Annotated in this window: 6 protein-coding genes; 3 read left to right on the top strand and 3 right to left on the bottom strand. The window is 35.6% G+C overall.

Annotated features, from left to right (window positions below):
• Window positions 1-34: 34 nt before the first annotated feature.
• The 3 genes from GM921_RS02715 to GM921_RS02705 are packed head-to-tail and all read right to left on the bottom strand — an operon-like array spanning window position 35 to window position 5095.
• Window positions 35-1543 (bottom strand): M60 family metallopeptidase, encoded by a 1509-nt coding sequence (locus tag GM921_RS02715; RefSeq protein ID WP_182921073.1) that lies wholly within the window; start codon window positions 1541-1543, stop codon window positions 35-37.
• Between the two features lie 22 nt (window positions 1544-1565).
• Window positions 1566-2765 (bottom strand): glycoside hydrolase family 27 protein, encoded by a 1200-nt coding sequence (locus GM921_RS02710; protein WP_182921072.1) that lies wholly within the window; start codon window positions 2763-2765, stop codon window positions 1566-1568.
• Window positions 2766-2776: 11 nt separating this feature from the next.
• Entirely contained in the window at window positions 2777-5095 is a 2319-nt protein-coding gene (locus tag GM921_RS02705; protein WP_182921071.1) for a beta-galactosidase, read from the bottom strand.
• 298 nt (window positions 5096-5393) lie between these two features.
• On the opposite strand from GM921_RS02705, the gene GM921_RS02700 reads away from it, so the two are divergent.
• Genes GM921_RS02700 through GM921_RS02690 form a run of 3 tightly spaced genes read left to right on the top strand, consistent with a single transcriptional unit; the run spans window position 5394 to window position 11223 of the window.
• Entirely contained in the window at window positions 5394-6821 is a 1428-nt protein-coding gene (locus GM921_RS02700) for a C1 family peptidase (protein WP_182921070.1), read from the top strand.
• Window positions 6822-6843: 22 nt separating this feature from the next.
• A complete protein-coding gene (locus GM921_RS02695) occupies window positions 6844-9024 on the top strand; it encodes a caspase family protein (RefSeq protein WP_182921069.1) in 2181 nt (726 codons plus the stop codon).
• A gap of 60 nt (window positions 9025-9084) precedes the next feature.
• Entirely contained in the window at window positions 9085-11223 is a 2139-nt protein-coding gene (locus tag GM921_RS02690) for a caspase family protein (RefSeq protein ID WP_182921068.1), read from the top strand.
• Window position 11224: the final 1 nt, after the last annotated feature.

The raw sequence follows: 11224 nt of genomic DNA, 5'->3' as shown, positions 1-11224 counted from the left end.
TGCTTCGTGCCTCGCAATGACGAGATTAAGTTAACTAATTCTGTGGAGGAAAGTTATATGGCTTCCATTGTGGGTAAACTGATAATTCTTTAGTAGTTGCATCGCTAATACCAACTCCCCAAGTATTCCAAAATGGCGCTAAGTTTCTTTTCACAATATTCGAATATGTTTTAACCCACAAATCTCGTTTTTGTTGATCGTTTAATCTGCCAATAGTAGCTCCCATTTTTTGGTAAGCGATAAAGAACGATTTAAAGCTTTCCCATCCAAAACCTTCTTGCATTTGACGGAACATAATTAAACCTAAGAAAGGATCACTTTTCCATTTATCATAACTCGGACCTTCTGCGAAATACTTTTTCATTTGTTTTTGTGTATTGGCATTAGAAATAGCCGAGTGCGCATTATCTCTTCCTCCAATCAATCTATCGAACATGTATAATGAGAAAAAGTTATTACTTACCTCTGTTGTACCACCAAAAACCCAATTTAGGTTTTGCATATTATGACCAATTTCGTGGAAGAAACCCCAATTAGCTCCACCTCCACTTGGCTTCATTAATAAAGATGGATCAGCCATAATTTCTGTAGATAATAGGTGTTTGCTTGGTGAATGATGGATCATAATTGGGTAGCCACTGTGCATATAACCACCGCCAATTTGCTCATCTGGAACTAAACGTTGCGCTCTGTAAAATGGCAAAGGCATTTGCGCCAATTCCATTTCTCCCCCAACAATTAAGTCCCAAAGCTTCATTACTTCATCAGGGTTTTTAATAGTTTGTAAAACGCTATCCGGCAAAGTAAGAATTACATTTTCAGTAGCCATTTCGCCCCAAGGTGCTTTATTGTTTTTTAATTGAGTTTGCCAATCGCTTTGCGAAGTTTTACCCAGTATAAAAAGAGGTGCAGTTACCGCATGGCTGATTTTAAAATCAATATTTCTACTTTCCCCTTTTGGTTTAATATCAATGTAAATCAATCCGCCAAATGGCGATGTTAAATAGTTTTTACCAATTACTAATTTCTGTTTTTTGGTGATGATAGGCATACGACGCCAATCTTCTTTTCCTGCAACCCAATAATTTAACCTGTCGCTATGCGCACCAATTTGAACTGATAAATCTTCAACATTAGTCCCTTTTGGCACATCAACTTCTATATATTCGCCAGCAGCAGCATACAAACCTGTACCGTACATAATATCACTATCATAACCAGAATAGCCTAAAGTAGAAACTACAGACACCAAGCTATCCACAATTTTTTGATGAGCAACAGGCACGGTTTGACTTACAAATTTGTATCCTTCTTTAACCGAACCTGGAAAATTGGCAGACGAAGGTTGTGCTTTAATGTTTTTATAATCCGTACTTTTTAAAATCTGATCACTCCATTTTGAAATTTCTTTTCTAAAAGCAGTATCGTTTTTAGAAAGCGTTTGTTGCGGGGTAATTAATACCGTTGCGGGGTCTTTTGTAGCATCTTGCGCAAAGGTGGTTAGCCCAGTCGCTACTAATGCGATAGTAAATAAGTGTTTCATTTGTGTGTTTGTGTGTGTTTAGTTATATTTTCTTCAATCTAAAAACTTTGGTTTCGTGTGCAGCTACCTGACCAGCCCATTTGTTACCTTTTCCTGTTACTTTATGTTGCCATAAATCTCTGATTTCGTATTTATCAGCTAAGCCTAAATCGGCGAAATTTATTTTTGCATTTTGTGTTGAAGCAGCTTTGTTTAAAATAGCAATGGCATAATCTCCATTAGCCAACGGACGAACAAAAATGTCCCAAACGTCATTTTTAATTTTACGTTCAGCTTGTTTTCCTAAAGCATCCTGATTTAAGGCAACCACCTCCTCATTCGTAAAAATAGTTCTTGCTTCATCATCCATTTTACGAATGTCGCAACTCGCATATAATGGCGAATTTAGCATCGAATATAAACTCATCTGACTTTGGTATTCTGCTTGTGTACAACCCTTACCGTTGTATGCAGATGATGGGCCTTTTACTCCATGTAAACCCGCTACCAACATATCTCCATCGTTCCATTTTCCTGGTCCAGAGTATTTTGCAAGTTCTGCATTTTTATCAACTACATTATAAATTCCAACTCCCCCTTTGCCTTCAGTATCATTCCATTTATCTCTAATATCGTAGGTAGTACGCCAACTTTGTCCACCAACTTCTGCACCCCAATTCCATGGCTCACGTGGACCCCATTCGCAGATACCCAATAAAATTTCTCTTCCCGATTTGCGTAGCGCTTGTGCCATTTTACCATAACGAATCTTAGCTGTTGCTACATCCTCAGGTGCATTGCAATAATCATATTTCAGGTAATCTATTCCCCAATATGCAAATGTTTTGGCATCTTGGTTTTCGAAATTAAAACTAGCCGTAAAACCTCCACAAGTAAGTGGCGCTGCATCAGAATAAATTCCCAATTTCATTCCTTTACTATGTAAATAATCTGCTAGTGATTTAATTCCAGAAGGAAATTTTTTCGCATCGGCAATGATGTTATTTTTGTTATCACGACCACCTTGCCAACAATCGTCTAAGAAGATATAGTGATAACCAGCTTTAACCATTCCGCTAGCAACCATAGCATCAGCCATTTCCTTAATGTCTTTTTCATTCGGATTTTCAGACATGATGTTCCAACTCATCCATCCCATTGGTGGTGTAGCTGCTAATTTTACTTCCTGTGCAAAGGTTGTTGTGCTTGCCAAAAGCAGAGCGATAAATAATTTAAGTTTCATTTGTGTGTGTTTTATAATCCTTTAAATAAAGTGGTTGATAAATAGATTTTGTAATCTTTAATTCGCCCGTTGGCATTATCTTGTCTAGGCAATACTTTAATACTTCCTATTTCATAGTTTTTACCTAAATCTAGTACGATTTGATGTGGTGGTTTTGGCGAACGATTTTCCCATTCTGTATGCCAAACACTGGTAAATTGCAAATCGAAAACGTTTACCGCACTACCATCATCGCCACCTATTTCTTCGCTATCGGCAAATACAACTTTCCAATTGGTTCGAGGTATTTCGTTGCCGTTTTTATCGTATATATTTATCTCGGCAATAGTTGTAAATGGCTGACCTTTTTGTTCTGAAAGTGCATCTAAAGCAAAGTATCTTCCTAAAGTTGGTTTTGCTGCTGCAGTTTGCCATTTGTTATTATTTTCAAACGTACCCTCTGCCCAAGCAGTTAACCCAATTGCATCCCATTTTTGGTTAGCATTTCTATGTTTTTCTGGTTGTGGTTCATTTACTTGATCTAATATTGGATGATCCAAGAACGTCAATGCTGGTTTCGCCGAACCATATAAATCAAACACAATCACTTCGTTAGCTCCTTTTTTCAACCAACTTTCTGGCACTAACATGGTTTGCGTTGGACCAATACTCCAAAAACGACTTAAGCAATGTCCATTTACCCACACTAAACCCTTGTTCCATTTGCTTACATCCAAATACGTGTCTTCAATGTTATTTACTATAAAAGTACCTTTGTAAAAACCTGCTTCTGGTTTTTGGTTGGCATAAGCCTGATATTTTACTGGAATAGTGACATCGCCTAAACGAATTGGGTAATTTTTCCAGTTTTTGATTTCAGTTTTTTGGTTAGCATTCACTAAAAATACACGTCCATGGATACCTTTTCTATCGTGCATATGCCCGCCGTAGTTTACACGACCTGTTGCTTCTACTAACACCGAAAGTTGAGCAGTTTTCGCTCTAGCGGGGATTTCTAAACTGTATTTAGCTTTTCTTCTGTCAAGGCTTCCGATTAATTTGTTATCAATATAAATCAATGCGTAATCGTGAATTTCATCAAAAGTTAGCATTGTTTTTGCCCCTGCCGGAATAGTAGATTTATATAACACACAACCAAAATCTTGATTCAAATCTTCCATCAATATTGTTGTATCGCTTAATACAGGTTTTGGTAAATTCTGATTTAAGCTAGCAAACGATGTAAACTTTACTGGAGCTAATGTTTGAAATTTATGTTTAGCAGGAACGTTAGGTAAAGTTTCCCCTTCTTGTAAATACTGTCCAAATAATTCTCGTAATGCATAAAATTTCTCTGTCGGATTTCCTGCTTCATCAATCGGCGCATCGTAATCGTAACTACTGGTTTGTGGCAAATATGGTGGAGAATTTGCACCGCTGTATGTTCCAAAAGTTGTACCTCCATGTACCATATAAATGCTGAAAGATGCTTTTTGATCTAACATGTATTTCAATTCATTCACAATTCTTTTGGTATCGCCTTTATGGTGCGGGCGACCCCAGCTATCAAACCAACCAGGATAATATTCTCCACTCATTAATGGGCCAGTAGGCTGAATTGCTCTTAATGCTTTAAAATTTGCTTCAGGATTACTACCAAAATTTACTACGGCAAATAAACCATCTGGGTGATCTGCTTTTAACTGAGATGGCCCATCGCAATGGAACAATGGAACCGTAAATCCAGCTTCTTGCAAATCAGCTTTAATGATATTCATATAAGCTTTATCATTTCCATAACTGCCGTATTCATTTTCTACCTGAACCATTAAAATATTACCGCCTTTATTAATTTGTAATGGAGCTAGTTCTTTACCAACCGCTAGTAAGTATTTTTTACTTCGCTCTAAAAAATAAGGGTGTTGAGTACGCAATTTGATTGATTTATCTTTCAATAACCACCATGGAAAACCACCAAATTCCCACTCGGCGCAAGAATAAGGTCCAGGTCTTAAAATCACATATAAACCTTCTTCTTGTGCTATTTTACAAAAGGTTTTTGCATCAGCTTGTCCACTCCACGTAAATTGATCCTTTTGATTTTCGTGCATATTCCAAAAAAGATAGGCACAAACTGTATTTAGGCCCATTGCTTTGGCCATTTTTAAACGATCACGCCATTCTGCTTTCGGAATACGAGCAAAGTGCATTTCACCGCAGCGAATTACATAAGGTTTACCATTAAGCTCAAAATGCTCTGTACCTATAGCAAAGGTTTTTGCTTGTTGTGCTTTTACTTCGCTACCAAAAAATAGTGCAAAAGCAATGATTGCTAGTTTAAGATTCTTCATTAATTTATACTTGGTTTTACTGTTGGTTGATTTAGTATTGCATGAGCAAATTAGGAATTAATACCTTAACAAATAGCCTAATGCACTCTTTTACAACCATAAATCTTAGCACAAACGTTTGTGTAATAATTAATTTATACAAAATTTAACTAACGAAACGTGTATAGAAACTTAGCTACCTATCAAGAAAGTAGCAGTTTTATACTGCTTTCTAAATCAATAAAAACTGGCATACCTATTTTTAGGTATTTTGTTTAAAATCAATGCATAACAGCACATTTTTCAATAGATTAGATGTATGAGAAAGAAACAACTTTTTAGCATCGCATTATTTTGTCTATTTTCTTTTTTTGCAAGTGCACAATCGAAATTTGGCATGGGTATGACTTTTGATGATGGTGCCTATCAAGCCATTAACAAAAAGGCAAAATTAACCCGTAGTTTAACATCTACTCCCCCATCTGCATCGCTTAAACAATATGCTCCAATTCCCGGCAGCCAAGGCGCTTACGGAACTTGTACAGCTTGGGCTTCGGCATATTGCGGAAGAACCATTGTTGAGGCTATTAAAAATAACTGGATAGATAAAAAAGAAATTACTGCAAAAGCATTTGCTCCAGCGTTTCTATTTCGCATGCTCAGTCCAGAAGACCAGGCTTGTAAGAAGGGTACTACTGTTGCTGCAGCTTTCGAATTGATGAAAAATAAGGGCTTAATTCCTTACAGTCAATTACCTGTTGCGTGCACACCAACTTTAACACTAGCACAATACACAACTGCAGAAACAGGTAAAATAAAAGATTACATGCGTCTTTTTGATACGAACGCAGCAGATGAAATTAAAATACAATCTGTAAAAAAATCTATTTCAGAAAAAAAACCTGTGGTATTTGGTATGGTTTGTCCGACATCATTTGTAACTGCATATGGAGTTTGGAAACCAACTGAACCTGCCGATCCTAAAATTGGGGGACATGCTTTATGCGTAGTGGGTTATGATGATGCTAAAGAAGGTGGCGCTTTCGAAATTCAAAACAGTTGGGGTCCAAATTGGGGAAATGAAGGTTACATGTGGATTAAATATGCCGATTTTGCAAAATACACATGGTATGCTTTTGAATTTATAGACTTACCAGAAGTTAAGCCAGCAGTAGCTGATTTAAGTGGACAAATTAGATTGACCCTAGCTGATGGAAAAGACATGCCATCAACGTTATATACTTCTACCAGAGGGCTGAAAGTTGTCCCAGCTAAACCCGCTGCTGGACCATTAACTGTTTATCAAACTGCTGATGTTTATACTACTGGCACAAGATTTAGAATTTATATTTCTAACAATGAACCCGCTTATGTGTATGCCATTAGTACAGATTTAACTAATGAAATTACCAAAATATTCCCCTATGAAGATGGAATTAGTGCTGCTTTAACTGATAAGAAAAATGATGTTGCTATACCAGATGAAGATCACTTTATAGAATTTGACAATAAAGCTGGCAAGGACTTTTTATGTGTTTTATATAGCAAGAATGAGCTCAACATTAACGATATCATTAAAAAAATAGGCGCTCAACAAGGCACATTTAGCGAGCGTATTTTTAAGGTAATTGGTGAGAAAATCGTAAATCCAACAGATATCAGTTTCACGAAAGATAAAATCAGTTTTACTGCATTTAGCAAAGGCAAAACAATTGTACCTATGATGGTTGAATTGGAGCATAAGTAGCAAATATAAAAACGTTCATCACATGATTAAATTTTCCTTTTTTAAAATAATAGTGCTAATTGCATTGTGTTTTTTAACATCCTTATCTCTTTATGCACAAGATGAAGACCAGAAAAAAGCTGATAAAGAATTGTATTTAAAAGCACTTGAATTATCAAATAAAGGTATCAAAGCACTAAGAAATGACGACTTAATTGAAGCTGAAAAATTTTTTAACGAATCATTAAAAATATATCCTATCCCAATCGGATTTAGTACCCTTTCATTAAAAAAAATAGAAATAGGAGACATTAAAGGCGCTAATAAGGTTTGGGATAATTTAATTAATAGTTTAGCAAGTCGACCACAAATTTTGATAGAAAATTATACTAATATAGGAGGTATTGCAAAACTTTCGTATCAACCTTCTGCCGAATATATTAAATTTTTACACTTGGCGAAGGCTAAAAACAACTTTGATAAAGGAGACATTAAAATTGCGCATGAAGAAATGTTGCTATTAAAAAGGGATGGCACATTAGATCCAGTTAGTATGGCTATGCTAGGAGAAACCTCTTTGCAAGTTTCAGATTACACTATTACACAAGAAGTAATAAATGAGCTTACTAAATTCTATGTTAACAATAAGAATAAAACACTTTTGTTGGGCCAAGGCACCCAACTTACACCAATTTACCTTACAGCAAAATTAGCACTAGCCAAAGGCGATTATACAAATGCTGTTAAATTTTCAGAACAATTGAAAGAAGCAGATAGGTCTGATAAGCATATTTGGACTGTAAAGTCTAACCTCATAAATTCTGAAGCTCAATTAGGATTGGGAAATATTGAGCAATCAAAAATATATTATGAAGCAGCAATTAAAAACATAGTCTATTCAAGAAATTCGCCAGATATTGCATTTTTAGGTGGTTTAATAGCCCTTGCAGAAAAAAATTATCCAGGAGCATTAGAGCGCTTCAGTGTAAATCTTAGCTTTAAACCTGGGTCTTTTAAATATGGAACTTTATATGCTCAACAAGTAACTTATACCAAAAAAGCTGAGGCTTATTTAGGTTTAAATGACTTAGTAAATGCTAAACAGAGTTATGAAACTGCATTGCTTTACTTTCCAGATTACAGCCCAGCAATTAATGGATTAGCAAAACTTGAGGGTAATCAAGTAACTATTCGAAAAACAGATAAGACTGGTCCAGAAATTAAAATATTAGAACCAACAAATACTCGTGGATTAAAAATTGTTGCTGCAGGAAAAGATGTAATGATTAAAGGGATGGCACTAGATCCTTCTGGTTTAAAATCTGTTACTATTAATGGATTGTCTGTTTACGTAAAAGAGGTGGGTGATTTTTGGGGAACCGTGCCCTTAGCCGATGGAGTAAATAAATTTGAGATTGCGGCAACAGATCTAGCGGGAAATGTAACCAAACAAATCTTCGAAATTGAAAAAGCTTCTGCAACTGTAGCTGCAACACCAATTGCCGTAACAGAAAAACAAGGCAAAAACTATGCGGTATTTATTGCTAGTCAAAATTATGATGATGCGACAATACCATCTTTAGAAAACCCGATTGCAGATGCAATCAAGTTAAAACTCATTCTTAAAAACAATTATAATTTCTCCGAAGATAATATCTATAACTTGTTTAATCCACAACGTGATGATTTTAAAAAGAAGTTTTTAGAGCTAAAGGAAGTTTTACAGCCAGAAGATAACCTAGTTATTTTTTATGCCGGTCATGGTATTTGGGTTGATAAAGAAAAGAAAGGCTATTGGTTATTAACCGATGCTTTGAGAAATGATGTAAATACTTGGGTGCCCAACAAACAAGTGTTAGATATGATTGCAGAGCTTCCTGCTAGGCACACTTTATTAATTACCGATGCCTGTTTTTCTGGCTCTGTATTTAAATCTCGTGGTTTAGGAGCAGATGCGCCAGCAGCGATGAAAGAAATGGACAGCAAAATTACTCGTGTTGCCATCACCTCTGGTAACGACACCGAAGTACCTGATGTAAGTGTTTTTATGAAGTATCTAGTAAAAGCGTTGAGCGAAAACAAAGAGAAATACCTAACCGCACAGAAAATGTTCATTACCCAAATTATTGAGGCAGTAATGACAGAAAGCAAAACAGAACCAAGGTATGGAACATTAGAACTGGCTGGGCATGTTGGTGGGGATTTTATATTTAGCAAGAAATAAGTATAAAGAAAAAGCAACGAACAATCTATGAAGTCATTACAACATTAAAAAAACTTGGACATGAAAATAAAACTACTTCTCCTATTTACATTGTGTTTATTAACATTCTCATCTCTTTATGCACAAGATGCAGCCCAGGAAAAGGCTGATAAAGAATTGTATAGATCTGCAGAAGAAATATTAAAAAGAGTAGATAAAGCAATAAAAAATGGCGACTTAATTGAAGCTGAAAAACTATATAATCAATCGCTAAAGACTTATCCAATCACCAATGGGGCTTATAACCTCGCATTTAAAAAAATGGAAATAGGAGATATTAGAGGTGCTAATAAGCTTTTGGACAATCTAATTACCATCCTGATCAATTACCCACAAGTTTTGATTGAACATGATACTAATATAGGGCCCATGGTAAAACTTTCTTATCGTCCTTCCACTGAATATATAGAAGGTATTCGATCATTTAAAGCTAATACTAATTTTTCTAGAGGAGATATTAGGGTAGCCCAGTCCGAATATATGAAATTGATAAAAAATGGTTTCAAAGGCTCAATGAATTTAGATTCGGAAAAAGCATTATACGTTCAAACCTTACAATCGTGCTACTTTACTGATGATGTAGAAGGCTTGAAAATTTTAAAAGAAGCATGCGAAAAAGCAAAATTTGATAGAGGGATTTTTGAAACAAAAATTTATGCTTTACTGGTTGAAAAAAAATATGATGAAGTGATTGGTTTACTTACCAATACGCTAAATTCTGGTGGAGAAAATTTTATGCTCTCTAAAGGTTTAGCAAAAACATTATTACCACTCGCTTATTATGGAAAAGGTGATACAGAAAATTTAGCAAAAAGTATTGAAGATATTGGTAGAATTCAAAGTGTAGAGAACATATCATACTATAAAAGTCTATTAGCTTTGAGTCGTAAGCAATATGAAATCGCAATACCATTATTAACGGAGGCAATGAAACCGCTTACAGTACTTTGGGCAAAATATCCAAGGCCTGGAAAATTTAGACACTATACTAAAAGAGCTGAAGCTTATGTTGGGCTAAATGACTTTGCAAATGCCAAAAAAGACTATGAAGCTGCCTTGATTTTTAATCCCGATTACCAGCCCGCATTAGAGGGTTTAGCTAAACTGGAAGGCAATCAAGTTACTATTCGAAGAACAGATAAAACTGGACCAGAAATAAAGATATTAGAACCAACCAATACCCGTGGATTAAAAATTGTTGCCGCAGGAAAAGATGTAATGATTAAAGGAATGGCACCAGATCCTTCTGGTTTAAAATCTGTTACTATTAACGGATTGTCTGTTTACGTAAAAGAGGTGGGTGATTTTTGGGGAACCGTGCCCTTAGCCGAAGGGGTAAACAAATTTGAAATTGCAGCAACTGACCTTGCTGGAAATACAACTAAGCAAGTTTTCGAAATAGAAAAAGCTTCTGCAACAGTAGCTGCAACACCAATTGCTGTAACAGAAAAACAAGGCAAAAACTATGCAGTATTTATTGCTAGTCAAAATTATGATGATGCCACTATTCCATCTTTAGAAAATCCTATTGCTGATGCAATCAAGTTAAAACTCATTCTTAAAAACAATTACAATTTCATTGATGAAAACATCTACACACTATTTAATCCACAACGAACAGATTTTAAAAAGAAATTTTTAGAGCTAAAGGAAGCTTTACAACCTGAAGACAACTTAGTTATTTTTTATGCTGGTCATGGTATATGGGTAGACAAGGAAAAGAAAGGCTATTGGCTATTAACCGATGCTTTGAGAAATGACATAAATACTTGGGTGCCTAATAAAGAAGTATTGGACATGATTGCTGAATTACCCGCAAGACATACCCTACTCATTACCGATGCCTGTTTTTCTGGTTCTGTATTTAAATCTCGTGGGTTAGGTGCAGATGCGCCAGCGGCGATGAAAGAAATGGATAGCAAAATTACTCGTGTTGCCATCACCTCTGGTAATGATACCGAAGTACCAGATGTAAGTATATTTATGAAGTACTTAGTAAAAGCATTGAGCGAAAACAAAGAGAAATACCTAACTGCCCAGAAAATGTTCATTAATCAAATTATTGAGGCTGTAATGACAGAAAGCAAAACAGAACCACGCTATGGAACACTAGAATTGGCAGGGCATGTGGGCGGTGATTTTATTTTTAGTAAGAAGTAAA

It is taken from the genome of Pedobacter planticolens, from assembly GCF_014172375.1.
GTDB classification, from domain to species: Bacteria; Bacteroidota; Bacteroidia; order Sphingobacteriales; family Sphingobacteriaceae; genus Pedobacter; species Pedobacter planticolens.
This window is presented reverse-complemented; position numbering and strand designations above follow the sequence as displayed.

Bases quoted from the DNA above. Each gene is read 5' to 3' on its own strand.
- GM921_RS02715 (WP_182921073.1), bottom strand. From the start codon at position 1,543: ATGAAACACTTATTTACTATCGCATTAGTAGCGACTGGGCTAACCACC.
- GM921_RS02710 (WP_182921072.1), bottom strand. From the start codon at position 2,765: ATGAAACTTAAATTATTTATCGCTCTGCTTTTGGCAAGCACAACAACC.
- GM921_RS02705 (WP_182921071.1), bottom strand. From the start codon at position 5,095: ATGAAGAATCTTAAACTAGCAATCATTGCTTTTGCACTATTTTTTGGT.
- GM921_RS02700 (WP_182921070.1), top strand. From the start codon at position 5,394: ATGAGAAAGAAACAACTTTTTAGCATCGCATTATTTTGTCTATTTTCT.
- GM921_RS02695 (WP_182921069.1), top strand. From the start codon at position 6,844: ATGATTAAATTTTCCTTTTTTAAAATAATAGTGCTAATTGCATTGTGT.
- GM921_RS02690 (WP_182921068.1), top strand. From the start codon at position 9,085: ATGAAAATAAAACTACTTCTCCTATTTACATTGTGTTTATTAACATTC.